Consider the following 25290-nt stretch of genomic DNA (forward strand, 5'->3'; position numbering starts at 1 on the left):
TTGATCTGTGATCACAGAAACGCCATACCGGAAGGGCAACATGACACCCGGAGGCAGAACAAATGGCTGAGTTTCCGCTTGCAGACCTGGAGCCCGGTGCGCGCAACCTGCTGCTGAACTGCGCCCGCGCGCAGGCAGGCGACCGCATCCTGCTGGTGGGTGAGGCAGGCAAGGACCTCTACTTTGAGCCCGAACTCTGCACCGCCGTGGCGCAGATCGCCAAAGGGCTGGGAATGAAACCCGAAATCATCGTGACCGGACCTGTGGCCGATGCCGGTGAATTCCCCGCCGCCGTGCGCGCGGCGATGGCACGGGCGGACCGCACGGTCTTTTTCTCGCGGCTCGGCGATCAGGTGCGCTTCAATCTGGAGGGGAGCAAGGCGGTAATGGCCTACACCCTCACCCGGGAGCACATGGCAGCCCCATTTGCCAGCGCCGATTTCGACGCCATGAAGCGAGTGCACGACGCGCTGCTGGAGCTGATCCTGAACGCCCGGTCCTGGCACATGACAGGCGATTGCGGCACCGATCTGACCGGCGAGATCAAACCGGACCGCGGCAGCGCCATTGCCGATTTTGCGCTGGAGCTGTTCCCGGTGATGATCTTCCCGCCGGTGCATTGCCGCAAGATGCGCGGCACTCTGGCAATCCGGCATTTCGTGACCTCCTCCTCGACGCGGGCTTATGAGGACAGCACCCTGGTGCTGGATCAGCCCATTCTGGCGCAGGTGGAGGACTCGCGGCTGGTGGCGTTTGATGGCCCGGCCGAGCTGGTCTCCCGACTGAAGAAACAGCTGGAGCGCGCGGCGGCGCTCACTGGCGGCGATCCCTGCCGGGTCAACTCCTGGCACACCGGCATCAACCCCGGCACCTTCTACAACGGCGATCCCTATGAGGATCTCGAGAAATGGGGCACCGTCGCCTATGGCTCGCCGCGCTATACCCATATGCATGCGGCCGGAATCGATCCTGGCGATGCGGCCTTTCATCTGATGGACCTGACGATCGCCTTCGATGATCAAGTGGTCTGGGAGAGGGGCCGCATGATCTTCCTCGACAGGCCGGAGATTCAGGCCATGCTGCCCGCAGACCAGCGCAGGTTCCTCAACGCGTCAGTGCTGCGGGATATCGGGATCCAAGCGCCATGAAACCGGCCATCGCCTGGGTAGACGTGATCGCGCAATCAGAAGCCAAGGACACCCTGGCCGAAGCCTATGACGCGGTCAAAGGCAAGGACGGCAGGGTCGAGAACCTCTACCTGGCGATGTCGCAGACACCGGCGGCGATCCAGCCCGCGGACGCCCATTACCTGGCCTTGCTGCACAACCCGGACAACCCGCTGGCGCCCTGGCTGGCCGAGCTGGCCGCAACCTATGTGGCGATGCTTTGCGGCTGCCGCTATGCGGCGGTCAATCACGGCGCGAATTTCCGGATGTATCTGGAAGATGACGCGCGGGCAGACGCAATCCTGCAGGCGCTGGAAGCGGGCAAAGAGCCCGCTGAGGCAGACAGCAAAACGCTGGCCGCGCTCCGTTATGCCCGCAAGCTGTCGCAGACGCCCGAGCAGATGACTGCGCAGGATCTGCAGCCTCTGCGCGCGGCAAGGTTCTGCGACAAAGGGATTTCCTACCTGATCCAGATCACTGCCGCCTTTGCCTATTGGGCGCGGATGATCAATGGGCTGGGCACCCGGCTGGGTGACACTGCCGGGTTGGCGGAGACCCCCGTGCCAGCCGCCCCTAAGTAGCCGTCTGCGCCCGGCGCCGGGCGTATTCCCCGGCATGCGCCGCCCGCATCCGCTGCACGGCGGGCCGCTGGCAGATCACCTCCCGCTGCCGCGCGATATTCGGATAGGCGGCGATGCCGCCTTCGGGGAAGATCACGTCCCACAGCGTCTGCATGCCCAGGATGAAATCCGGCACCGTGGGCGAAGCGCCAAAGAAATACGGACCCGCGCACAGGGCCTTGTCGAGGGTTTCAAAAACTCCTCTGAGCCGCGCCATCGACGCCACCTTCAACGCGGCCTGCCGGTCGGGCTCGCGGTGATAGAACTCCGGGTGGTACTGGATGATCACCTCCGGCTGCAGCGTGGTTGCCAGATAATGGAACCATTGCAGAAAGGCACCGCGGCGCGGGTCGCCGGGCGGGATCACCAGACCCGCCTCCGGGTGGCGCTCCGCAAGGTAAAGGCATACCGCACCGGTCTCGAACACCGCGCCGTCCGGGCCGGACAGCGCCGGAGTGCGGCAATGCGGGCTGGCGGCGAGGAAGTCCGGATCGGGATCCTCGTCAAAGATCCGGATCCAGCGCACCGCGTATTCCGCGCCGGTTTCCTCCAGCACCGCATGGGCGCTCATCGCGTAGGTGTCAGGCGCGCAGAACAGGGTGTATCCGGGCATTTCCAACTCTTTCCAGCCGCACCGCTGCCGGCCAGCGGCAGAGCGCCGGACGGCAGGGCGGGGCATTTGCCTGGTCAGGCGTCGATCCAGGCTGTGCGCGCCGCCTGGTAGAAGCCGAGGGGCCCGGCGCTATGCGGTGCCACGCCCTGCACTTCGTGGCGCGCGGCATCGACGAAGTTGCGGAAGCCCAGCGTGATATGGCCGCCATCATCATGCACCATCTGCTGCATTTCGCCGTAGATCTCCTTGCGCTTGGCAAAGTCGAGCGTCGACCGCGCCTGGCTCAGCAGGCCTTCGAAACTGTCATTGCGCCACAGCGTCTCGTTCCAGGTGGAGGTTTTGGAAAAGGCGATGGAGAAGATCAGGTCCGGCACCGGCCGCGGATCCCAGCCCGAGGTGATCATCGGCTTCTGGATCCAGACGGAGGACCAGAAACTGTCCGCAGGCGGGTTGATGACATTGAGGTTGATGCCCGCGGCCTTGGCGCTTTGCTGCACATGCTGCGCGGCGGCCAGCGCGCCGGTTCCCGCAACATCCGAGCCATAGAGGTCAATCGGCGTGTTCTCCAGCCCGGCCTTCTTGATGTGGAAGCGGGCCTTGTCGGGATCATAGGCCCGCTGGGCGATTTCCGCGTTGTAATAGGGGTCGATCGGTGCGATCGGGTGATCGTTTCCGATGGTGCCCAGCCCCTTGAGGATGTTGTCGCGGACCCCTTCGCGGTCGATGGCATATTTCATGGCCATCCGGAAATCATGGCTGTCCGTCGGCGCCCGGTCCAGCATCATCGCAAGATTGAGGAAGGCGCCGGAAGGCGCGTTGACCACATAGCCCGCACCGCTGTTGCCGATCAGCCGGGTGGCCTTCTGGTCCAGCTGCAGCAGCATGTTGATGTCGCCGGCGATCAGCGCGTTGATCCGGGCGGTATTGTCCGGAATGCCGACAAACTCCAATTCGTCGACATAGGGGCCTTCCGCGCCCCAATAGTTTTCATTGCGGGCAAAGACATAGCGGTTGCCGGGGGTGAACTCGACCACCTTGAACGGGCCGGTGCCCGGCGGTGTTCCGGCAAAGTCCTCAAGCCCCCGCTTGCTGATATGCAGCCGGGTGTCGGACATGATCATCGGGAATTCCGCATTCGGCCCTTCCAGATGGAACCGGACCTGATGGTCGCTCAGCTTTTCGACCGCGGTGATCTGGCTGATGTAGGATTTGGCCGGCGCCTCGCTGCCCTCGCGGTTGATGCGGTCAATGGTGTGCATCACATCCTCGGCGCCAAAGGGGGCGCCGTCGTGGAAGGTCACACCCTCGCGCAGGTTGAAGACCCATTGCGTGGCATCGTCATTGGCCTCCCAGGAGGTGGCCAGCCAGGGCATCGGCTGCAGATTGGCGTCCCGGTTCACCAGCGTGTCATAGACGGAATAGCCCATCATGATATTTGCGGTGCCGTAGAATCTGGTCGGATCCAGGCTGTCCTGCGCTTGCGACGCTTCAATGCCGACCACAAGGCGGCCGCCGGTCTTGGGCGTTGCCGCATGGGCCCGGCCGGCTGTCAGGCTGGCGATGGCCCCCGCCGACACGCCGGCAGCGGCCAGGGTTCCCATAAATTGGCGCCGCGACAGTTTCCCGGCCGCGAATAGCTGGAACTGGTGGTCTTTGAACTTGCTGTCAGACATTCATGGTCTCCGCTGTTGGGTCGTCCGGCACCGGCGGGCCTGGATCATTTGCCGGCCTTTTATGGTCCGGTTTTTGCTTATTGTGCTAAACTGTGATCACAGAATCATGCAAAAATCAAGCATCTTTGATCACAGATGCCAGCCGTGGTAAGGCTGGGCACAGCAGCACAGGACCTTGGGCGCCAATGGTAGCCGGTCCGCAGCCAAAGACCAGAATGGACCTCGGAGGGGCAGATGGACACAGCAGCAAATCGGGAAACAGCGCCTGCGGAAAATCTCAGCGCCAAGGTCTATGCCGACCTGAAAATGAAGCTGATTGTCGGCCGGCTCCGCCCGGCGGAAACCCTGTCGATCCGGACCCTCGCCGAAGAATACGACGTCTCAGCCATGCCGGTGCGCGAAGCGCTGCGCCAGCTCGCCTCCGAGGACGCGCTGATCGGTGCCGCCAAGAAGGCCTACCGGGTGCCGGATCTCAACTCGGGAGAAGCGGCGAATCTATTCTTTATCCGCGCCATCCTGGAAGGCGCGGCAGCGGAAATCGCCGCCGAAAACGTGCGGGACAAGGATATCAAGGCACTGGAGAAACTGGTGCAGGACATGGAAGCTGCCTGGCAGAAGCAGGACGCGGTGCAATTCCTGCTGGTCAATTTCAGGTTCCACAGCCGCATCTACAGCCTGACCCGAAACAGTGCCCTGCAGTCGATGATCGAGTCGCTCTATGCGCGCACCGGTCCCTGGCTGGCGCATGGCATCACTGAGCTGGTGACCATCGACAGCTGGATGGGCGACCACCCCGGAATCATCCAGGCGCTGCGCGACCGCGACGCGGCGCTGGCCCGGAAACTGGTGGAACAGGACGCGCGCTGGGGCGTCGATCTCTACCGCGCCCGCAGCTGAAACGCCCGGCACCGGCCGCGAATAATTGATGCACGCAAAACTTATCTCTTGATTTTCAGCTCATCTGTGATCACAGTTTACCTGTTCCCTGGCCAGTGACCGCCAGCGCAAGGGAGGGACCGCATGAGTTTAACGGAGATTCTCTGGAAGAGGCTGGTCCTCGGCATCGGAACGCTGCTGTTTGTATCGGTGCTGGTGTTCCTCGGGACCGAGATCCTGCCCGGCGATGTGGCGCATGCAATTCTGGGGCAGGGGGCAACGCCGGAATTGCTGGAGCAGGTCCGCGAGCGCCTCGGGCTGAACGAGCCGCTGCACGTGCGTTACTGGGTGTGGCTGACGAATTTCATCACTGGCGACTTCGGCACCTCGCTGGCCAATGGTGCGGATATCAGCTCCGAGATCACCCGCCGCGGCAGCAACACCATCATTCTGGCACTCTGCACGGCCGTCATCGCGGTGCCGCTGGCAATTGCCCTGGGGCTGGCCGCGGCGGTCAAGCCGGGCGGGCTGGCCGACCGCTTGATCACCTCGACCTCGCTGGCGCTGATCTCTTTCCCGGATTTCCTGGTCGCGGTGGTGCTGGTCACCATCTTCGCCATCAAGCTGCGCTGGCTGCCGGCCATCGCCTCGATCCGGCCCAGCTATGACCTGGTGGACTGGATCCGCATCCTGATCCTGCCGGTGATGGGCCTCACCTTCACCATCCTGGCGCATATGGTGCGGATGACCCGCTCCGCCGTGCTGAACGTGCTCACCAGCCCGGCGATCGAGATGGCAATCCTCAAGGGCGTGCCGCGCCGCCGCCTGCTGCTGCGCCACGCGCTGCCCAATGCGCTGGGGCCGATCATCAATGTGGTGGCGCTGAACCTGGCCTATCTGGCCAGCGGCGTGGTGGTGATCGAGACGCTGTTCAATTTCCCCGGCCTCGGCCGCTACATGGTCGAGGCGGTCACCAACCGCGACGTGCCCATCGTGCAGACCTGCGCGATGATCTTCTGCTCCTTCTATGTCCTGCTGAACATGACTGCCGACATCCTGTCGATCATCGCCAACCCGCGCGTGAGGTACAAGAAATGACCCCCGGACCCCGGACCTGGGCAGGCGAGCTGCGCGAGGCGGTTTCCGACCTGACGCCCGGCGTCACGCTTTGTCTTCTGTTCCTGATTGCCGTCTTCGTAATCGGCGCTTTCGCCCCTTGGATCGCCCCCTACGGCGAAGGCGCGATCCTCACCAACGACAGTTTCCTGCCGCCCAGCAGCGAAATGTGGCTGGGCAGCGACTACCTCGGGCGGGATGTGCTGTCGCGGCTTGTTTACGGCGTGCGGATCACCCTGTTCCTTGCTTTGACTATCACGTTCCTGTCGTTCTTTGCAGGCGTTTTCCTCGGCTTCCTGGCTGCTGCCTTCGGCGGGCGGATTGACAGCTGGATGAGCCGGATCAACGACGCGCTGCTCAGCTTCCCGGCGCTGATGCTGGCGCTCATCGTGATCAACTCGCTGGGCTCTTCCTTTGTGGTGCTGGTTTTCACAATTGCCTTCATCGACATGACAAGGGTGTTCCGGGTCGCCCGGGCGCTGGCGGTCAACATCATGGTGATGGACTATGTCGAGGCCGCCGTGGTGCGCGGCGAGGGCAAGGGCTGGATCGTCTGGCATGAGGTTCTGCCCAACGCCCTCACCCCGCTTGCCGCCGAATTCGGCATCCGCTTCACCTATGCCATCCTGTTCATCTCGGCGCTCTCTTTCCTCGGCCTCGGCGTGCAGCCGCCGCAATCGGACCTCGGTGTCATGGTCAAGGAGAACATGCAGGCGATCCTCTGGGGCGAATACACCACGCTTTATCCGGCCTTCGGCATCGCGCTGATCGCCATTTCCATGAACGTCTTTGTCGACTGGCTGCTGCAGCGGTCCAGCGCCAAGCTGCCTGATGAGATCTGATATGCGCGACACCTCCCACAACGGCTCCGATAGCGGCCCTGAAGGCGAGCCGCTGCTGCAAGTCCGCGGCCTGGATGTCTCCGTCCGCGACAAGAAGGGTCATGAGTTCAAAATCGTCGACGGCATTTCCTTTGACGTGCAGCCGGGCGAGGTGATTGCGCTGATCGGCGAGAGCGGCTCAGGCAAGACCACAATTTCGCTGGGCTGCATGGGCTATACCCGCCCCGGCTGCCACATCACCGGCGGCTCGGTGCATCTGGGCGGAACAAACGTGCTGGAGCAATCCCTGTCCAAACTGCAAGAGCTGCGCGGCAAGGAGATCACCTATGTCGCGCAATCGGCAGCGGCCTCCTTCAACGGCGCCATGACAATTGACGCGCAGGTCATCGAAATCCCGGTCATCACCGGCGCCATGAGCCGCGAGGCGGCACTGGCCAAGGCGGCACGGCTCTACAACGACCTGGAGCTGCCGGACCCGGAAAACATCGGCAAACGCTACCCGCATCAGGTCTCCGGCGGCCAGCTGCAGCGGCTGATGGCGGCGATGGCGATGATCAGCGATCCGCGGCTGCTGATCCTGGACGAGCCGACCACGGCGCTGGACGTGACCACCCAGATCGAGGTGCTGCATTCCTTCAAGAAACTGATCCGCGAGAACAACACCGCAGCCATCTACGTGACTCACGACCTGTCGCTGGTGGCGCAGGTGGCCGACCACATCCTGGTGCTGAAAGACGGCCGGATGGTGGAATACGGACCCACCGAGCAGATCATCTCCAACCCGCAGCACGGTTACACCAAGGCGCTGATGGCCGCCGCTCACCTGATGCCGGAGGACATCCACGCCCCGCCCGTGGCGGCAGCGCAGGCGCCGCCGCTGCTGGAGGTGCGCGGCGTCACAGCCGGCTACGGACCGGGGCAAAGCATCATTGCCCTGCGCGGCATCGATCTGACTGTCAATGCCGGCGAAACCCTGGGCGTGATCGGCGAGAGCGGCTCCGGCAAAACCACTCTGGGCCGCCTGATCTCCGGTCTGATGGGCGCCAAACAGGGCGGCGTTTATCTGGACGGGCAGCAGCTGCAGCATTCCGTCAGCCAGCGCTCCCGCGAGGAGCTGCGCCAGATCCAGTTCGCCTTCCAGATGGCCGACGTGGCGCTGAACCCGCGGCAACGGCTGAACAAGATCCTCAGCCGTCCGATGGTGTTCTACCGCGGCCTGTCCCAACGCGAGGCCACCAGGGAGGTGGCCCGCCTGCTGGAACGTGTCGGCCTGCCCACCGATTTCGCCTGGCGCTTCCCGCCTGAGCTGTCGGGCGGCCAGCGCCAGCGGGTCAACCTCGCACGCGCCCTCGCCGCCCAGCCACGGCTGATCATCTGCGACGAGATCACCTCGGCGCTCGATACCATCGTGGCGCAGCAGATCCTCGACCTGCTGGAGGACCTGCAGGACGAACTCGGCCTCAGCTACATGTTCATCACCCATGACATCGCCACGGTTTCAAAGATCTCCGAGCGGATCGCGGTGATGCGGCACGGGCGGATCGTGGCGCAGGGCCCGGTGGATCAGGTGCTGAAGCCTCCGTGCCACGAATACACCCAGCTTTTGCTCAATTCGGTGCCGGAGATGCGCACTGACTGGCTGGATGACGCGGTCGTTGAGCGGCGCAATCTGGTGGCAGCACTGGACAATATATGAGTGTGCCTCGTTGAGGCAAGAAATTGGATCTGAAGCTGAAGGGCTCCAAGGATGAACAAGCCGTTCAAAGTCATGATGGAAGAAACCTGGGCCGGAGCCTGCCGGGGCCTTTCCCCGCAACCAGGCACCAACCTTCAGGAGATCAGCAATGGCAAGCCGCCTCTTTGGCCATCAGACCGGCTCTTCGGACAAGACACCTAACCCTCAACATTCAGCCACATGCCGCCCAGGCAAACACGAGGTGCTGCCATGAACACGGCAGCGCGGGTTGTTGTCATCGGCGGCGGCGTGGTCGGCTGCTCCATCCTCTACCATCTGGCCAAAAACGGCTGGCGCGACGTGATGCTGCTGGAGCGGCAGGAACTCACCTCCGGCTCCAGCTGGCACGCGGCGGGCGGGCTGTTCACCGTGGTGCGGCCCAACGCGGCGGCGGAGATGCACCGCTACACCTTCCAGATCTACCGCGAGCTGGAACAGGAACGAGGCCAGCCCTGCGGCTTCCATTTCACCGGCGGCCTCAACATCTGCCGCACCCAGGACGAGATCGACAGCAACGCCATGATGCAAAGCGCCTGCCGCCGGCTGGGGATCGAGGGCCATTTCATCTCGCTGCAGGAAGCCAAGGCAAAGGCACCGGTGCTGGACACCTCGCACATGATCGGCGCCTTCTGGGAGGAGGAGGGCGGCCATGTCGACCCGGCCTCCGCCACCAACGCCTTTGCCGCCGCCGCGCGGCAGTTGAGCGCCACCACCCACCGTCACACCCCGGTCACCGCCACCAACCAGCGCGCTGACGGCACTTGGGACGTAGTGACGGACAAGGGCACCATCCATGCCGAATATGTCGTCAACGCCGCCGGCCTCTGGGGCCGCGAAGTCGCCCGGATGGCCGGGATCGAACTGCCCTTGATGCCGGTCGAGCACCACTACCTGGTGACCGAAAACATCCCCCTCATTGAAAGCCTCGGCTTCGAACTGCCGCAGATCAACGACAATGAAACCGGCTCTTATGCGCGGCAGGAGGGCATGGGGATGCTGCTTGGCGCCTATGAGGACAAGATGACCCATTGGGCCAAGGACGGCACCCCGCTGGACTTCGGCCACGAACTCTTGCCCGACAATCTGGACTGCATGGAGTGGAACTTCGAAAAATCGGTCGAGATCATGCCCTGTCTGGGCGAGGCCGGCGTCAAGCGGGTGATCAACGGCCCGATGATCTTCTCTCCCGACCTGTCGCCGCTGATCGGCCCGCACCCCGCCCTGCGCAACTATTTCTGCGCCAACGGGGTGATGGCCGGCTTCAACCAGGGCGGCGGCATCGGCCGGGTGATCGCGGAGTGGATCATCGGCGGCGAGCCGGAGATCGACATCTTCAACTGGGATGTGACCCGCTTCGGAGATTTCGCGACCAGGAAATACACCGAGGACATGACCCGGTATTTCTATGAAAACCGGTCCGAGAAAACCTTCCCCTACCAAAGCTTTCCCGCCGCCCGGCCGCAGGCAAAATCCCCCATCCATGACCGCCTCGCGCAGGCGGGCGCGGTGTTTGGCACCGGTTTCGGACGCGAGCACGCCACCTGGTTCGCATCCGAAGGTATGGAGGCGGAGGACAGCCTAACCTACCGCCAACCCAATTGGTGGAAACCCGTCGCCGAGGAGGGCAGGCGCCTGCGCGAAGGGGCAGGGCTTTTCGAATTCTCCGACATGGCCAAATTCGAGGTCTCCGGCCCGAATGCCGAAGCCTGGCTCGACCGCATCATGGCCAACCGCCTGCCCAAAACCGGACGGCTGTGCCTCACGCCAATGCTGTCGGACAAGGGCAAGGTGATCGGCGATTTCACTGTCTCCAACCTCGGGGACCGCTATCTGATCGTCGGCACCTACGCAATGCAGCTGGCCTACCTGCGCCACTTCCGCAAATACCTGCCCGCCGGCGGCGTCACGCTCAGGAACCTGTCGGACGAACTGTCCGGTCTCGCCCTGGCCGGCCCGAAGGCACAGGCCATCATGGCAACGCTCACCGATCAGCCGATGGACAGCAGTTCCTTCCGCTTTATGGATGCCAGGGAGATTACGCTGGCCGGGGTGCCGGGTGTGATTGCCCTGCGCGTCTCCTACACCGGGGAAACCGGCTATGAGCTTTACATGGCCCCGGACCGCCAGCCGCAGATCTTCGATGCCCTGCGCGAATGCGGTGCGGACCTGTGCGGCCTGCGCGCGCTGATGATGCTGCGGCTGGAGAAAAGCTACCCGGCGTGGGGGCTGGAGATCACTTCCGACTACTATGCCCATGAATGCGGGATGATGCACCACGTGAAGCTCGGCAAGGGCGAGTTCATCGGCCGGGAAGCCGCCCAGAACTATGGCCCGCCGCGCGAACTCCCGATCACCCTGACAGTCGAGGCCGGCGATCTGGCGATCTGGGGCGACGAGGCGATCTTCCTGGACGGCCAGCCCGTCGGTTATGTTTCTTCGGGAGGCTGGGGGCCGGTCACAGAACGGCATATCGCGCTAGGATATGTGCCGCCCGGGGCGTATCGCGAGGGTGGCGACTATGCGGTGGAGATTCTCGGGCGGTTGCGCAAGGCCCGATTGGCGCCCGAGGCACTCTACGATCCCTCCGGCGGCAAAATGCGCCGCTGACCAAAGGAGCGACAGGATGATTGTGACAGGTGGACATTCCTATCAGGGCTACAGCGTCGGCATTCTGATGTTCGACAACAAGCGCTTTCCCATGCCGCCCGGCGATGTCGGCAACGCGACGAGCTATCCGTTTCCGGTGCTTCTTCGCCAGATCAAGGGGCTGGAGGACAACCCCTTTCCGCCGTTGACGCGTCCGGATGGCAGCTATACGCCCGAAGTGCAGATGTGTATCGACGCGGCGGTTCAGATGGAACGCGACGGGGTGCGGGCCATCGCAATGTGCTGCGGCTTCTTTTCGCTGATCCAGCCTGTGCTGGCCAAACACGTCGCGATCCCCGTCATGACCTCGCCGTTGATGATGTTGCCGGTCATCCGGCAGATGATCCGACCGGATCAGTCCGTTCTGGTCGTAACGGCGGCGGCGCAGTTGCTGGCGAGTGAATTCTTCACGGCGGTGGGCGCGGATCTGAATGACCGGATCACGCTGGCGGGTCTGGACGGCTCGGAGGTCTTCAACGCCATGTGCATGGGCGGATCAGAAATCACCTGCGATGCCGACGTGCTGCGCGCCGATGTATTGGCGGCAGTTGACGAGGGCAGGAAACGGGATCCGAATATCGGTGCGGTTCTTCTGGAATGTACCAGCCTGCCGCCCTTCGCCTGCGATGCAGGCGAGGCTGCGGGGCTGCCGGTTTTTGATTTCATTGCCTGTGTCGAGTGGCTGCACCGGGCCGTGGCGCCGAAACGCTATTCGGGATATATCTGAAGAGGATGGATGCGATGCAGATATCACGCGCGGTCGTGCGCCGGGAAACCTGGGCCGGGGCGGAAAGGGGTGCCACCCCGAACCACACCCCGAAACAGGAGAACACCCATGTCCCGCCGCCGCCGTTCCATCCGCCAGTCCCGTAACACTGGCTTTACCCAGCGCCCCTTTGGCGAGGTCCGCAATCCGCTTGCGCCCACCGAACTGATCTCGGCCGATCAGGTCGAAACCATCCACCACGCCAGCCTCAGGGTGCTGCGCGACATCGGCCTCAAGGTCGACAGCGCCGTCGCGCGCGGCCTGCTGGCCAAGGCCGGCGCCGATGTCGACGGCGCCACCAACCGCGTCCGCTTCGACCCGGCCATGGCCGAGGAAATGCTGACCGGCATCCCCTCCGAATTCACCATCCATGCCCGCAACCCGGCGAAAACCGTGACCGTGGGCGGCAGCTCCATGGCCTTTGCAACCGTCAGCGGCCCCTCCTTCGTCTCCGACCTCGACCGGGGCCGCCGGGCCGGCACGCTGGAGGACATGCGCAACTTCGTGAAGCTCTCCGCCTCTCTCAACATCTTCCACCACGAGGGCGGGGCCGGCTGCGAACCGCTGGAGCTGCCGCCGGAAACCCGCCACCTCGACATGATGCTGGCCCAGACCACGCTCTGCGACAAAGGCTGGCAGCCCTGCTGGCTGAACTCCGCAGAACGTGCCCGAGACTGCATCGAGATGGCCAAGATCGCCCTGCAGACCGACGACGAGGGCCTGCGCGCCCGCCCCGGCATCATCGGCGGCATCAACACCAACTCGCCGCTCCTGCTGGACGACAGCCAGGCCGAGGGGCTGATCGAGTTTGCCCGCGCGGGCCAGCCGATCCATGTCACCCCCTTCACCCTGGCCGGCGCCATGAGCCCGGCCACCATCGGCGGCTCGCTGGTGCAGCAGAACGCCGAGGCGCTGGCCGGCATCATCCTGGGCCAGGCCGCCTGCCGCGGCGCGCCGGTGTTTTACGGCCATTTCACCTCCAACGTGGACATGAAGACCGGCTCCCCCGCCTTCGGCACGCCCGAATACGCCCAATCGGTGCTGGTCTCCGGCCAGATGGCGCGGCGCTACGGGCTGCCGATCCGCTCCTCCAACACCACCGCGTCGGCCTGTGTCGATGCGCAGGCCGCTTATGAAAGCGACATGTCGATCAACGCCTGCATACAAGGCCATATCAATGTCATGATGCACGCCGGCGGCTGGCTGGAGGGCGGTCTGACCTGCTCGTTCGAGAAGCTGATCCTGGATGCCGAGCTGCTGCAGATGCAGGCAGCTCTGCTCGAGCCCATCGACCTCAGCGACGACGCCCTGGGCCTTGAGGCCATCGCCGAGGTCGGGCCGGCTGGCCATTTCTTCGGCACCGCCCATACGCTGGACCGCTACGAGACAGCTTTCTACAGCCCGATTCTCTCCGACTGGCGCAATTATGAGACCTGGCGCGACGACGGCGCCAAAACCGCCACCCAGCGCGCCAACGGGATCTGGAAGCAGCTGCTGAATGATTATGAAAAGCCGCCCATTGATCCGGCTGTGGAAGAGGAACTCGAAGCCTATGCCGCCAAACGCAAGGAGGAGATTGGCGCAGCACCCTGACGCCGTCGGCCGCGCCGTGCCGGCAGCCCCAAGCGCAAACGCCCGCCTGGCGCGGCGGGCGCAACACCGCAGGGAGCGCAACGGCGGACGCCGCGCCGCCGCAATCCGCCGCAGTCCGCCTCAATGCCGGGAATATTGCCGCCGCCGGCCCTCTCCCTCACGGCCGGCCCCTTCAGCGGCCGTCCCCGCATGCCCGGTGCCACCGGGCGCGATACCGGCAGTCCTTGCCAGCTGCGAGCGCCGCTCCTGCCGCTTCGGCTCACAATTCCCGGTCGGCGCCCAGCATCCGGCCCATATAGCCCAGGAAGTCCCAGATCGTGCCTTCCAGATCGTCCGGCGCCAGCGGGCCGCTCTGGTAATACCGCGTGTTCTGCGCCACTTGCAGGGTCTCCAGCTTCTCCCTGTCTTCCGCGTTGAAGGACTTGCAGAGATCGACATAGGCCGCAACCTCCGGATCTTCCGGATCCTCCTTGAACCCGGCAATGCCCCAGCGGATCGCCACCTTGTCCGCCCCCTTCGGGCGCAGGCAAAGGTACAGCGTGTAGTTCGCCGCCACCGCCACCACAAAGCTGGGAAAGATGTTGAACAGCACGGTATTGCGCTGCTCATCCTCTGTCATGTCTTCATGGAAGGGGCCGCGCGGCGGATATTGCGGGTCATAATAGGACCGGTAGGCAGTCCACCGAGCCTCCCCCGGCACCTTGCGGCACAGCTGTGTCGGCGTCATCGGCTGCAGCGTCTTGGGGTGGGTCGCAAACAGGTGGTACCCCTCCATGAAGTTCTCGGTCAGGTTCTTCCAATTTGTGTTCCAGACCGCTTCATCGGTGAACAGCAGGTTGCGCTGCTCATTGTGATAGTTGCGCAGAACGCCCTGCAGGGAGTCCAGCTGCGGCGCCAGCGGATCGGCGGTGCCGTCCAGATTGACAAAGATGAAACTGCTCCAGATTTCGGACCTGAACTGCGGCAGGCGGCAGCCCTTGATCTCGAAGTTCTTCGCCGTCTTCATCAGCGGCGCGGTCTTCAGCCGGCCATCGGTGTCATAGGTCCAGGCATGGTACTGGCAGACAAAACTGCGCCGGTTGCCGCTGGCTTGGGTTTCGACCATGTTGCCGCGGTGGCGGCAGACATTCGACAGCACATGCACCCCGCCATCGTGCCCGCGCGAGACCAGAAGCTGCTCGCCAACGATTTCAGTGGTGTAGAAGTCGCCCGGCTCCGGAATCTCGCCTGCATGGCCGACACACACCCATTCCCGCCTGAACAGGTGTTCCTTCTCAAGCTCCAGAAAATCCTCTGAAGTGTAAAACCCGGACGGCATCGTGCGGGCCTGCTCCCGGTCCAGTTTCTTCAGATCGGTCAATTCCTGGCGCAGCGCTTCGGCGGTGATCGCATCGGTGACGGGCATCTGATTCCTTCAGCCTCCTAATCTGTGATCACAGATTGATTGCATATTTCAGCCGCATCCGCCAAGGAAAAAAGCCACTGCCGGAAAATCAAAGACCGCTTCAGCCCGCTGGCAGGCTGGACATCGCGAATCAGCGAGGGGGCCCTGCACGGCTCCGGCCGGCCCTGCGCGGCAACGGTGCTTTATGCCGGGCGCTGAAAAGCAACATAATCACTATTATCGCTGCTGCCGATGCAGCCGCAGAATCTGAAATGCCGCCCATGCGCAAAGCAAAACCGGTGACATTTCGACTTGAGTGCAACAGCCGGGACTCACCGGTGCGCCCGGTCTGCGGCAGGACAGCCGGCCGCAGACTCTCCATCAATAATTGACAAAATTAGTAAATTATCTTACCCGCCGCGCTCGAAGGAGTTGCAGATGTTTTATGATCTGGCCAAGTTGCGCGCTTTCGGCGCCCGGACCTGCCTGTCTGCGGCGGATGGCGCCACACTGACATACGCCGCCCTGGCGGAGGCCGCGGAGCAATTTGGCCGGCTGCTGCCGCAGGGCCGGCAGCTGATCGCAATTGAGGCCGCCTCCGATCCCGAGGCCATCACCGCATATCTGGGCGCCCTGGCGGCGGGCCACGCGGTGATGCCGCTGCCGGCCGGCAGCAGCGCCACCGCCGCGCAGCTGGAGGCGCGCTTCCGCCCGGCCGCCAGTTTCCGCCGCGCGGGCGGCACATGGCAGCTGCTGGCGCATACGCATGACCCTGCGGTGATCCATCCGGAGCTCGCGCTGCTGCTGCAGACCTCCGGCAGCACCGGACACGGACGCGGCGTGCGGCTGTCCGCCGCCGCCGTGGACGCCAATGCCGGTGCCATCGCCGGCTACCTGGAGATCCGGCCCCAGGACCGCGCCGCCCTGATCCTGCCGCTGCATTATTCCTACGGCCTCTCCGTCCTGCATTCCCACCTCGCCTCCGGCGCCAGCCTCTGGCTCGCTCCCGGTTCGGTTCTGGATCCCGGTTTCGCCCCTGCGCTGGCGGCCTCCGGCGCCACCAGCCTGGCCGGCGTGCCGCATCACTTCCGCCTGCTGGAAAGCGCAGGCCTCTCCCGCGCGCTGCCGGAACAGATCAACACCCTCACCGTCGCGGGCGGCGCCATGGAACCGGACCAGGTCCGCGCCTGGTCAGCCCGGATGCAGGCCCGCGCCGGCCGGTTCTTTGTCATGTACGGCCAGACCGAAGCCACTGCCCGGATCAGCTACCTGCCGCCGGACCAGGCGCTGGAGAACCCGGGCGCCGCCGGCCGCGCGATTCCCGGCGGCCGCCTGCTGCTGCGCGATGCAGGCGGCACCGAAATCACCACCCCCGAGGGCGAAGGCGAGCTGATCTACAAAGGCCCCAACGTGATGATGGGCTATGCCGAGAACAGCGCCGATCTGGCCAAAGGCGCCGCGCTCAGCGAGCTGGCCACCGGCGACCTGGCCCGGCGCGATGCCAATGGGCTCTACCACATCACCGGGCGGCTCTCCCGCATGTCCAAGATCGCAGGCCTGCGCATCGGCCATGACGCCATTGAACGCGCGCTGGCCGCGCAGGGCCTCGAGGCCGCGGTCTGGGGCGATGACAGGCGCATTTCGATTGCGGTCTGCGGTCCTGAGCATGGCATCGCCGCGCTGGCCGCCAAGCTGACCGGCGTCGGCCAGCAGCATTTCACCGTGCTGCCGCGCACATCCCTGCCGCGCCGCGCCAATGGCAAGATCGACTACCCGGCATTGAAGGCGCAATCGGCCAAGCCCAAAGCTGCCAAGAACGTGCTGGCCGCCTTCCAGGCCGCCTTTGCCCCGCAGACCGTCGGCCGCAATGACAGCTTCGCCTCGCTGGGCGGCGATTCCCTGCGCCATGTGGAGCTGTCGCTGGCCCTGGACGAAGCCCTGGGCGGCGTCCCTGCGGGCTGGGAAGCGATGCCTGTCGGCGAACTCGAACAAGCCGCCCCGGCGCCCGCCGCCAGCCTGCCCTCCGATCTGGTGGCACGGGTGATTGCCATCCTGGCGGTGGTGGTGGCGCACCAGACCCTCTGGCCGGTGTTCGGCGGTGCCGCGGCGATGGTGATCCTGATGGGGATGAGCATTGCAGGCTTCCGCTGGGAGGCGCTGAAATCCGGCGGCATGCGCAGCTTCCTCAAGCCGGTGGCGGCAGTGCTGATCCCCTATTACCTGATCCTTGCAGGCTATGCCGTGGCCTGGGAGCAGGTGCCCTGGGTCTCGGTCTTCCTGGCCGGCAATTTCGCCCTGACCATCCCCGAAACCCATCTGATGCTGCCGTATCTCTACTGGTTCATCGAGGCCTACCTGCAGATGACCCTGCTGGTGGCGCTGCCCTTTGCCTTGCCGCCGGTGCGCCGCTGGCTGGTGCAGCAGGGCACCTTCCGCGCAGGCCTGTGCTTTCTGGCGTTTGCCGTGGCGATCCGCCTGGTGGTACCGGAAATCTGGCAGATCGGCGGCCGCGCGCAGTTCACCGTGCCTTGGGTGTTCTACCTTTTTGCCCTCGGCTGGTGCATCACCGCCGCCAGCACGCTGCGGCAGCGGCTGCTGGTGCTGGGTGCGGCCTGCGTGATCATGCCCGCGGCGGCCTATCTCGGCGGCAACTGGTATGGCGGCTGGATCAAATACATGTGGCTGCTGGCGCTGACCGCCGGTCTGCTGTTCGTCCCCCGCATTCCCCTGCCGCGGTTTGCTGGACGCCCGCTGATGCGGCTGGCGCAGGCCGCTTTCCCGATTTACCTGCTGCACCGCTTCGTGCCCGAACTCCTGATGCCGATGATCGGACTGGAGGGCCGCAGCCCGCTGAACGACGCGCTGGCGGTCTTCGGCGGCCTCGCCCTAGGCCTCGCCGCCGCTGCCCTGCAGCGCCAGCTGGCGCTGGCATGGTCCAGCGCCCGGAACCGCCGCCAGCCGGATATGGCGCAGGCTTAGGCCAGCGCTGCCACGGCCCGGCCGATCCGGGTCAGCGCCTCGCGCAGCTCCGCTTCGGACGTCGCATAGGAAACCCGGAAATAAGGCGAAATGCCAAAGGCGCGGCCCGGCACCACCGCCACATGGTGCTGATCCAAGAGATAGGCACAGAAATCCGCGTCCGTCTCCAGCAGCGCCCCTTCCGGCGTGCGCCTGCCCAGCACACCGGCGCAATCGGCAAAGGTATAGAACGCCCCCTCCGGCAGCGGGCAATTGATCCCCTCCATGCCATTGAGCGCTTCCGCCACCAGATCGCGCCGCGCCTGGAAGCTGGCCCGCCGCTCTGCCAGCACCTCCTGCGGGCCGTTCAATGCCGCCACCGCCGCCGCCTGCGAGATGGATGAAGGATGCGAGGTCGACTGCGACTGCACCACCTTCATCGCGTCGATCAGCGCCTTCGGCCCGCCGGCATAGCCCAGCCGCCAGCCGGTCATCGCATAAGCCTTGGAGACGCCGTTGACGGTCAGCACCCGGTCCTTCAGCCGCGGCTCCACCTGCGCCGGCGTGGCAAATTCAAACCCGCCATAGGTGATGTGCTCATACATATCGTCGGCCATCAGCCAGACATCCGGATACCGCAGCAGCACGTCCAGCAGCGGACGGTAATCCTCGGCGCTATAGGCGGCGCCCGCCGGGTTCGAGGGGGAGTTCAGCAGCAGCCAGCGGGTGCGCGGGGTGATCGCCGCCTCCAGCTTCTCAGCCGTCAGCCGGAACCCGGTCTCGCTGCCGCAGGGCACCAGCACCGGCTCGCCGCCCGCAATGCGGATGATATCGGAATAGGAGGTCCAGTAAGGCGCAGGCACAATCACCTCATCGCCGGGATCAAGGCTGGCCATGAAGGCATCAAACAGGATTTCCTTGGCGCCGGTGCCCGCGATGATCTCGTCCAGCGCATAGTCCAGCCCGTTGTCGCGCCGGAACTTGGCCTGAATGGCCTGCTTCAGCGCCGGCGTGCCGCCGAGCGGGGTGTACTTGGTCTCCCCCGCCCGCATTGCAGCCGCGGCAGCTTCCTTGATGTGGTCCGGTGTGTCGAAATCCGGCTCGCCCGCGCCCAGGATGATCACCGGCAGGCCTTGCCGCTTCATTTCCGCGGCCTTGGCACCGATGGTCAGAATTTCCGAAACCTCAATCGGGTCAAGACGGGTTGCGCGGCGGAATTGGGCCATGGCGGAGGCTCCCTGCTGGTTTTGGCGCAACCAGTTTGAAGCAACCGTGCAGGTGGGAAAACCAGCGCTTTGCGACCCGACCCATTCCGGATTGGCATTGGTCCCGTTTCTGCCAACAAGGGCTGCGCCTGCCTGGGTAGGTGCGAATGCATCTGCCGGGGGCAGGCAGGTGCAGCCCGGCCTATCGGCCGGGCACAAGGTCTCAATCTGACTTCGAACGCAATTGCTTCTTCAGCCAGCTCTCCAGCTTCTGCACCGCCTCCGGCACCGGCCCGTGCGGGCGCACCAGGTAATATCGCTTGCGCGACACCAGCTCCGGCCCCGGGATCCGCACCAGATCCCCCGCCGCGATCTCCCGCGCCACCATGTCATAGGGCACAATCGCCGCGCCCAATCCCGCCGCCGCCGCCGCAATCACCATCGAGTGCTGATCGAAATACCGCCCGTCCTGCCGCGGCGCGCCCGCAAGCCCGGCACGCTCGAACCACTCCGCCCAGGCCCCCGCCCGGCTGTCCAGATGCAACAGCGGCGCCTGCGCCAGATTGGCCGCCAGCTCCAGCCGGTGCGCGGCATAAAATCCGGGCGCGCAGACCGGCCCCATTTCCTCGCCAAACAGCGGCGCCATATGGGTGCCCGGCCAGTTGTCCAGCCCGTAATGCACCGCCAGGTCGAAGTTCTCGCGGGCAAAATCAAACGGCTCCAGCCGGGTGGAAAAGCTCAGCTCCACCTCTGGATGGCGCTGGAAGAAATCCGGCAGCCGCGGGATCAGCCACAGGTTGGCAAAGGCCGGCAGCACCGCAATCCGCAAGGCCGACCGCCCGGCCCCGGCCGCCGCGGCCTTCTGCAGGGTCGCCCGCAGCCCGGCCAGATCCAGCTCCAGATCCGCCGCCAGCCCCTGCCCCGCGGGCGTCAGAACCACGCCGCGGCCCGCGCGCTGGAACAGGTCGAACCCCAGATCCGACTCCAGCTCCTTGACCTTCTTGCTGACGGCGCTCTGGGTCAGGCCCATCTCCTCGCCGGCGGCAGTGAAACTCTGATGCCGCGCAGCGCTTTCGAAACAGCGCAGATGGGTCAGGCTCGGCAGCCGCATGTCACTTCTCCTCCAGCTGCGACAGCAACCATTCGCGGAACTTGATCAGCGGATAGTCCTCCGCATGCTCCGCAGGCCAGACCAGGAAATACTCGCCCAGGCTCACCGCGTCCCCCTGCATCGCCAGCGCCAGCCGCCCTTGCGCAATTTCGTTCCCGGCCAGGAAATCCGGCAGCAAGGCCACCCCCAGCCCATGCACCGCCGCCTGCGTCATCGCCGAGGACTGGTCAAACAGCATCCCCCGCAGCTTGGAGGCCTGCACATCATGCAGCTGAAACCATTGCTCCCAGCAATCGGGATGCGTCTCCAGATGCAAGAGCGGATAGTCCAGCAGCTCTGCCGGCGCCGACACCGGCCCCGCCATCAGCCCCGGCGCGCAGACTGGCAGCACATGTTTCGGCATCAGGGGCAGATACGCCACCCCGGGCCAGTCCCGCGTACCATAGTGGATCGCCGCCTGCGCGGTGCCAGCCTCAAAACTGAACGGCAGGTTGTGGGTGTGCAGGTTCACGGTGATGCCCGGATTCGAGGCGGCAAACTCCTTCAGCCGCGGCGCCAGCCAGTGCAGGCCAAAGGACGGCAGGATCGACAGGGTGAAACTGCCGCCGTCCGGATTGGCCCTGAGCTTGACCGAGGCCTGCGCCAGCCGGGTCAGGATCGCGCGCGCCTCCTTGGCAAAGCCGGCACCCGCCGGTGTCAGCTGCATCCGCATCTGGTCGCGGGCAATCAGGTCCACCCCCATCTGTTCCTCCAACTGCTTCAGCTGGCGGCTGATCGCGCTTTGGGTCAGCGACAGATCCTCCGCCGCGGCAGAGGCACTGCCGAGACGGTCCACCGCCTCCAGCGCCAGCAGCGACGGGATCGAGGGCAGGAAACGGCGCGGCGCAATCATATGACATTAACTCATGGGCACAGGATTTACTTTCATTAGCAATCCGGCCCGCAAGGTGCAATTTCTATATCAGACCTACGCCCGGCGGGACAAAGCGGGAAACCACCCTAAAGTTTTCCTCATGCCCTGCCCTCGCATCAAAAGGACGCCGATATGCCCCATTCCGATATCCTCGCCGCTGCCGGCCTGACCCAAGCCGACCTGACCGGCGGCAGCCTCTCTGTCACCACCCCCATCGACGGCAGCGAAATCGCCCGGCTGAAAACCCACAGCAAAGCCGACGCCGAAACCCGGATCGCCGACGCCAAACACGCCTTCAAATCCTGGCGCCTCGTCCCCGCCCCGCGCCGCGGCGAGCTGGTGCGGCTGCTGGGCGACGAGCTGCGCCGCGAAAAGGAAAACCTGGGCCGCCTCGTCACCCTGGAATGCGGCAAGATCTATCAGGAGGGTCTCGGCGAAGTGCAGGAGATGATCGACATCTGCGATTTCGCGGTCGGTCTGTCGCGCCAGCTCTACGGCCTCACCATCGCGTCTGAGCGCCCCGGCCACGCGATGCGCGAAACCTGGCACCCGATGGGCACCTGCGGCATCATCACCGCCTTCAACTTCCCCGTCGCGCCCTGGTGCTGGAACGCGGCGCTGGCGCTGGTCTGCGGCGACCCGGTGATCTGGAAACCGTCCGAGAAAACCCCGCTGACCGCGCTTGCGGTGCAAAAAGTCTGCGACCGCGCGATGGCGGCCTTTGGCGGCGACGCCCCCGAGGGCCTGATCCAGGTGCTGATCGGCGAGCGGGATCTGGGCGAGGCTTTGACCGCCTCCAAAGACGTCGCCATCATCTCCGCCACCGGCTCGGTGCCGATGGGCAAGGCGGTGTCCGCAGATATGTCCAAACGCCTCGGCCGCACCATTCTGGAGCTCGGCGGCAACAACGCGATGATCGTGGCGCCGTCTGCCGATCTGGAAATGGCCCTGCGCGCCATCGTGTTCTCCGCCGTCGGCACCGCCGGCCAGCGCTGCACCTCCCTGCGCCGCCTGATCGTGCACGAGGATATCTATGACCAGCTGATCCCGCGCCTGATCAAAGCCTACGAGGGCCTGCCCATCGGCGACCCGCTGGCGGACGGCACCCTGGTCGGCCCGCTGATCGACCGCGCCGCCCTGGATGCGATGACCAGCGCGCTGGAACGCGCCCGCGAGGAAGGCGGCACCGTGCATGGCGGCACCCCGGCCCTCGCGGACACGTTTGCGGATGCGGCCTATGTGCACCCCGCCATCGCCGAGATGCCCGCCCAGACCGCCATCATGCACACCGAAACCTTTGCCCCGATCCTTTATGTGGTGAAATACAGCGATCTGGATCAAGCCATTGAAATGCAGAACGAAGTGCCGCAAGGCCTGTCATCCTGCATCTTCTCCACCGATGTGCGCGAATGCGAATATTTCCTCTCGGCAGCGGGCTCCGACTGCGGTATTGCCAACGTGAACATCGGCCCCTCCGGCGCTGAAATCGGCGGCGCCTTCGGGGGCGAGAAGGAGACGGGCGGCGGCCGCGAAAGCGGCTCCGACGCCTGGAAAGGGTACATGCGCCGGCAGACCAACACGGTGAACTATTCACGCGAGCTGCCGCTTGCTCAGGGGATCAAGTTTGACATCTGATCTGGCGTCCAGCCTCTGGCACCAAACCTGCCGGGAAAACCCCGCCTTCCCGGACTTCTCCGGGGAGGCGGCGGCCGATCTCGTTGTGATCGGCGGCGGCTATACCGGCTGCTCTGCCGCGCTAAGGGCCGCGGAGCTGGGTGCCACGGTCCGCCTGATCGAGGCGGAGGAAATCGGCAGCGGCGGTTCCGGCCGCAATGTGGGGCTGGCCAATGCGGGCCTCTGGCTGCCGCCGGAAGACATCAACGCCGAACTGGGGGCTAAGACCGGCAGCCGCCTCTCCGCACTGCTGGCCGGAGCGCCGGAGATGGTGTTCTCGCTGATCGAAAACCACGCCATCCAGTGCGAGCCGCAGCGCCAGGGCACCCTGCATTGCGCCCATGCGCCCGGCGGAGTGAAGGACCTGCAGCGCCGCCACGCCCAGCTCTCCGCCATCGGCGCACCGGTGGAGCTGCTGTCCCGCGCCGAAGCCGTCCAGCGCACCGGATCAGACGCCGTGCATGGCGCGCTGTTCGACCCGCGCGCGGGCACCATCCAGCCGCTGGCCTATGTGCGCGGGCTGGCCCGTGCCGCCGCATCCGCCGGCGCGCAGCTGCACAGCAACTCCCCTGCGACCGGCATCAGCCGGGACGGCTCCGGCTGGCAGGTCACCACCCCCAAAGGCCGCCTGCGCGCCAGCCATCTGATCATGGCAACCAACGCCTATGCCCGCGAAATCGCAGGTTATGACGCGCCGCAGGTGATCCCGGTGCATTACTTCCAGGCCGCCACCGACCCGCTGCCCGCGCCGCTGCTCGAAAATATCCTGCCGGGCCGCGAAGGCTGCTGGGACACGGCACTGGTGATGTCGTCGTGGCGGCTGGATCAGGCCAGGCGGCTGGTGATCGGCGGCATGGGCGCGCTGGATCATTGCGGCAGCGCCCTGCACCGCAGCTGGCTGGCCCGCAAGCTGGCGGCGCTTTATCCGGAACTGAAGGACGCGGCCCTACGCAGCCACTGGCACGGCCGCATCGCCATGACAACCGAGCACCTGCCCAAGATCCTGGACCTGAACGGCGGCCTCGCCTGTTTCGGCTATTCCGGCCGCGGCATCGGTCCCGGCACCCTGTTCGGCGCCCGGATGGCCGAGGCCCTGCTGAACGGCGACCAGTCCCGCCTGCCGGTGCCGCCGGCACGCGGTCATGCAATCGCCTTTGCCGGGTTGCGCAGCGCCTATTACGAGACCGGCGCCACGCTCACCCATCTGATCAGCGACAGGTGAAACAGGCGGGCCGCCGTGGCCCGCCCTGCCTCATTTGCAGCCGGCAACCGCCGCGCCCAGATCCCGCAGCAGCGCCGGGTAGAACTGCGGCCCCGGCTCCAGCTTGGCGCCCAGCGGATCCAGCACCGCGGTGCCCGCGCCGGTTCCTTCCAGCACAGTGGCCACCAGCCCGGGGTTGAACTGCGGCTCCGAGAACACGCAGGCCACCTCCAGCTCCGCCACCGCATCGCGCACCTCGGCAATCCGCGCCGGGCTCGGCTTGGCCGCATCGCTCAGGGAAATGGCGCCGGCAGCGTTCAGATCAAACCCCTGCTCGAAATACTGGTAGGCATCGTGGAAGACGATGAACGGTTTGGCCCGGAACGGCTCCAGCGCCGCCGAGACGCTGGCCACGGTGTCCGCGATTTCCTGCTTGCCGGCCTCGGCATTGGCCTTGTAGGCCGCGGCGTTACCGGGATCGGCCTGCGACAGCTCCGCCGCGATCACATCCAGCCAGGTTGCGGCGTTCTGCGGCAGCAGCCAGGCATGGGGATCCGCGCCCGCATGATCATGCCCATGCGCACCTTCATGATCCGCATGACCCTCGTGGCCGTCATGGTTGTCATGATCTTCGTGCCCTTCATGGTCATCATGGCTTTCGTGCCCGTCATGATCATCATGGCCGTCGTGACCATCATGCGCACCGTGACCCCCGCTATCCTCGTGGCCGTGCGACTCGAACCGCGCGCCCTCGCGGAACGGCAGCACCAGCGTGCCTTCCGTCTCCAGCAGCTCAACCCGGCGGGCCTCCGCGGCCAGTTCCTCCAGCGGGGCCTGCAGCCACGGCGTCAGCGGCGCGCCCAGCCAGAACACCAGATCCGCCTGATCCAATGCCCGCGCCTCGGACGGGCGCATCGCATAGCCATGCGGCGAGGCCCCCGGCGGCACCACCAGCTGAGGCGCGCCCAGCCCCTGCATCACCCGTGCCACCAGCCCGTGCACCGGCGCGATATCGGCCGCCACCCGCGGCACCTCCGCCCAAGCCGCCCCGGTCCCGGCCAGCAATGCCGCCGCCGCAGCGCCGCTTTTCCACATGCCTGTTCTTCGCATCCGTCTTGCCCCATGTGATTTTATAACATCACGCAGTTGATAAACGTCATAACATAACATATCAAGAGGCAAATCAGCCGCCGCCCAG

General features: G+C 65.2%; 19 protein-coding genes. 12 read left to right on the forward strand and 7 right to left on the reverse strand.

The annotated features are described in order from the left end of the window. Nucleotides 1-62: 62 nt before the first annotated feature. Nucleotides 63-1148, forward strand: a complete 1086-nt coding sequence (locus OKQ63_RS24255; protein ID WP_264214448.1) for a hypothetical protein — start codon at nt 63-65, stop codon at nt 1146-1148. Continuing rightward, nucleotides 1145-1747 (forward strand): peroxidase-related enzyme, encoded by a 603-nt coding sequence (locus tag OKQ63_RS24260; RefSeq protein ID WP_264214449.1) that lies wholly within the window; start codon nt 1145-1147, stop codon nt 1745-1747. The genes OKQ63_RS24255 and OKQ63_RS24260 overlap by 4 nt, the downstream gene beginning before the upstream one ends. Here OKQ63_RS24260 and OKQ63_RS24265 read toward each other — a convergent pair. Then, the gene (locus tag OKQ63_RS24265; RefSeq protein WP_264214450.1) at nt 1740-2399 is read right to left on the reverse strand and encodes a glutathione S-transferase family protein; all 660 of its coding nucleotides are present in this window, start codon (nt 2397-2399) and stop codon (nt 1740-1742) included. The genes OKQ63_RS24260 and OKQ63_RS24265 overlap by 8 nt on opposite strands. A 74-nt stretch (nt 2400-2473) precedes the next feature. After that, nucleotides 2474-4072, reverse strand: a complete 1599-nt coding sequence (locus OKQ63_RS24270; protein ID WP_264214451.1) for an ABC transporter substrate-binding protein — start codon at nt 4070-4072, stop codon at nt 2474-2476. Between the two features lie 234 nt (nt 4073-4306). On the opposite strand from OKQ63_RS24270, the gene OKQ63_RS24275 reads away from it, so the two are divergent. From OKQ63_RS24275 to OKQ63_RS24305, 7 genes are all read left to right on the forward strand, one after another. Then, a complete protein-coding gene (locus OKQ63_RS24275) occupies nt 4307-4969 on the forward strand; it encodes a GntR family transcriptional regulator (protein ID WP_264214452.1) in 663 nt (220 codons plus the stop codon). Between the two features lie 123 nt (nt 4970-5092). Continuing rightward, nucleotides 5093-6046 (forward strand): ABC transporter permease, encoded by a 954-nt coding sequence (locus OKQ63_RS24280; RefSeq protein ID WP_264214453.1) that lies wholly within the window; start codon nt 5093-5095, stop codon nt 6044-6046. Then, the gene (locus OKQ63_RS24285) at nt 6043-6906 is read left to right on the forward strand and encodes an ABC transporter permease (protein ID WP_264214454.1); all 864 of its coding nucleotides are present in this window, start codon (nt 6043-6045) and stop codon (nt 6904-6906) included. The genes OKQ63_RS24280 and OKQ63_RS24285 overlap by 4 nt, the downstream gene beginning before the upstream one ends. Nucleotide 6907: 1 nt before the next feature. Beyond that, complete coding sequence (locus tag OKQ63_RS24290; protein ID WP_264214455.1) at nt 6908-8602, forward strand: ABC transporter ATP-binding protein; 1695 nt, start codon at nt 6908-6910, stop codon at nt 8600-8602. A 249-nt stretch (nt 8603-8851) separates the two neighbouring features. After that, nucleotides 8852-11248: an FAD-dependent oxidoreductase gene (locus tag OKQ63_RS24295; protein WP_264214456.1), complete on the forward strand. Its 2397-nt coding sequence runs from the start codon at nt 8852-8854 to the stop codon at nt 11246-11248. A gap of 16 nt (nt 11249-11264) precedes the next feature. Then, the gene (locus OKQ63_RS24300) at nt 11265-12014 is read left to right on the forward strand and encodes an aspartate/glutamate racemase family protein (RefSeq protein ID WP_264214457.1); all 750 of its coding nucleotides are present in this window, start codon (nt 11265-11267) and stop codon (nt 12012-12014) included. A gap of 108 nt (nt 12015-12122) precedes the next feature. Then, entirely contained in the window at nt 12123-13646 is a 1524-nt protein-coding gene (locus OKQ63_RS24305; protein WP_264214458.1) for a trimethylamine methyltransferase family protein, read from the forward strand. Between the two features lie 259 nt (nt 13647-13905). On the opposite strand, the gene OKQ63_RS24310 is transcribed toward OKQ63_RS24305, so the two are convergent. After that, nucleotides 13906-15051, reverse strand: a complete 1146-nt coding sequence (locus tag OKQ63_RS24310; RefSeq protein ID WP_264214459.1) for an aromatic ring-hydroxylating oxygenase subunit alpha — start codon at nt 15049-15051, stop codon at nt 13906-13908. A gap of 417 nt (nt 15052-15468) precedes the next feature. On the opposite strand from OKQ63_RS24310, the gene OKQ63_RS24315 reads away from it, so the two are divergent. Continuing rightward, a complete protein-coding gene (locus OKQ63_RS24315) occupies nt 15469-18009 on the forward strand; it encodes an AMP-binding protein (RefSeq protein WP_264214460.1) in 2541 nt (846 codons plus the stop codon). Here OKQ63_RS24315 and OKQ63_RS24320 read toward each other — a convergent pair. The 3 genes from OKQ63_RS24320 to OKQ63_RS24330 form a co-directional block, all read right to left on the reverse strand. Next, on the reverse strand, nt 18006-19214 hold the full coding sequence (locus OKQ63_RS24320) for a pyridoxal phosphate-dependent aminotransferase (RefSeq protein WP_264214461.1): 1209 nt from the start codon (nt 19212-19214) through the stop codon (nt 18006-18008). The two genes, OKQ63_RS24315 and OKQ63_RS24320, sit on opposite strands and share 4 nt — an antisense overlap. Before the next feature lie 202 nt (nt 19215-19416). Continuing rightward, entirely contained in the window at nt 19417-20304 is an 888-nt protein-coding gene (locus OKQ63_RS24325; RefSeq protein ID WP_264214462.1) for a LysR substrate-binding domain-containing protein, read from the reverse strand. A 1-nt stretch (nt 20305) separates the two neighbouring features. Next, nucleotides 20306-21196: a LysR substrate-binding domain-containing protein gene (locus OKQ63_RS24330; RefSeq protein ID WP_264214463.1), complete on the reverse strand. Its 891-nt coding sequence runs from the start codon at nt 21194-21196 to the stop codon at nt 20306-20308. A gap of 153 nt (nt 21197-21349) precedes the next feature. Between OKQ63_RS24330 and amaB the strand changes: the two genes are divergently transcribed. Continuing rightward, the gene (amaB, locus tag OKQ63_RS24335; RefSeq protein WP_264214464.1) at nt 21350-22852 is read left to right on the forward strand and encodes an L-piperidine-6-carboxylate dehydrogenase; all 1503 of its coding nucleotides are present in this window, start codon (nt 21350-21352) and stop codon (nt 22850-22852) included. Continuing rightward, nucleotides 22842-24113 carry an NAD(P)/FAD-dependent oxidoreductase gene (locus OKQ63_RS24340; protein WP_264214465.1) on the forward strand — a complete coding sequence of 424 codons (1272 nt, stop codon included), beginning with the start codon at nt 22842-22844 and terminating at the stop codon, nt 24111-24113. Before amaB ends, OKQ63_RS24340 begins: the two co-directional genes overlap by 11 nt. Nucleotides 24114-24143: 30 nt before the next feature. Here OKQ63_RS24340 and OKQ63_RS24345 read toward each other — a convergent pair whose 3' ends face one another. Beyond that, nucleotides 24144-25187 carry a zinc ABC transporter substrate-binding protein gene (locus OKQ63_RS24345; RefSeq protein WP_264214466.1) on the reverse strand — a complete coding sequence of 348 codons (1044 nt, stop codon included), beginning with the start codon at nt 25185-25187 and terminating at the stop codon, nt 24144-24146. Nucleotides 25188-25290 lie beyond the last annotated feature (103 nt).

Origin of the sequence: Leisingera thetidis (genome assembly GCF_025857195.1) — a bacterium.
GTDB lineage: Bacteria > Pseudomonadota > Alphaproteobacteria > Rhodobacterales > Rhodobacteraceae > Leisingera > Leisingera thetidis.

Coding starts and splice junctions, on each gene's coding strand:
- OKQ63_RS24270 (WP_264214451.1), bottom strand. CDS start 4,072: ATGTCTGACAGCAAGTTCAAAGACCACCAGTTCCAGCTATTCGCGGCC.
- OKQ63_RS24255 (WP_264214448.1), top strand. CDS start 63: ATGGCTGAGTTTCCGCTTGCAGACCTGGAGCCCGGTGCGCGCAACCTG.
- OKQ63_RS24315 (WP_264214460.1), top strand. CDS start 15,469: ATGTTTTATGATCTGGCCAAGTTGCGCGCTTTCGGCGCCCGGACCTGC.
- OKQ63_RS24285 (WP_264214454.1), top strand. CDS start 6,043: ATGACCCCCGGACCCCGGACCTGGGCAGGCGAGCTGCGCGAGGCGGTT.
- OKQ63_RS24280 (WP_264214453.1), top strand. CDS start 5,093: ATGAGTTTAACGGAGATTCTCTGGAAGAGGCTGGTCCTCGGCATCGGA.
- OKQ63_RS24330 (WP_264214463.1), bottom strand. CDS start 21,196: ATGATTGCGCCGCGCCGTTTCCTGCCCTCGATCCCGTCGCTGCTGGCG.
- OKQ63_RS24310 (WP_264214459.1), bottom strand. CDS start 15,051: ATGCCCGTCACCGATGCGATCACCGCCGAAGCGCTGCGCCAGGAATTG.
- OKQ63_RS24265 (WP_264214450.1), bottom strand. CDS start 2,399: ATGCCCGGATACACCCTGTTCTGCGCGCCTGACACCTACGCGATGAGC.
- OKQ63_RS24290 (WP_264214455.1), top strand. CDS start 6,908: ATGCGCGACACCTCCCACAACGGCTCCGATAGCGGCCCTGAAGGCGAG.
- amaB (WP_264214464.1), top strand. CDS start 21,350: ATGCCCCATTCCGATATCCTCGCCGCTGCCGGCCTGACCCAAGCCGAC.
- OKQ63_RS24345 (WP_264214466.1), bottom strand. CDS start 25,187: ATGTGGAAAAGCGGCGCTGCGGCGGCGGCATTGCTGGCCGGGACCGGG.
- OKQ63_RS24260 (WP_264214449.1), top strand. CDS start 1,145: ATGAAACCGGCCATCGCCTGGGTAGACGTGATCGCGCAATCAGAAGCC.
- OKQ63_RS24305 (WP_264214458.1), top strand. CDS start 12,123: ATGTCCCGCCGCCGCCGTTCCATCCGCCAGTCCCGTAACACTGGCTTT.
- OKQ63_RS24275 (WP_264214452.1), top strand. CDS start 4,307: ATGGACACAGCAGCAAATCGGGAAACAGCGCCTGCGGAAAATCTCAGC.
- OKQ63_RS24295 (WP_264214456.1), top strand. CDS start 8,852: ATGAACACGGCAGCGCGGGTTGTTGTCATCGGCGGCGGCGTGGTCGGC.
- OKQ63_RS24300 (WP_264214457.1), top strand. CDS start 11,265: ATGATTGTGACAGGTGGACATTCCTATCAGGGCTACAGCGTCGGCATT.
- OKQ63_RS24320 (WP_264214461.1), bottom strand. CDS start 19,214: ATGGCCCAATTCCGCCGCGCAACCCGTCTTGACCCGATTGAGGTTTCG.
- OKQ63_RS24325 (WP_264214462.1), bottom strand. CDS start 20,304: ATGCGGCTGCCGAGCCTGACCCATCTGCGCTGTTTCGAAAGCGCTGCG.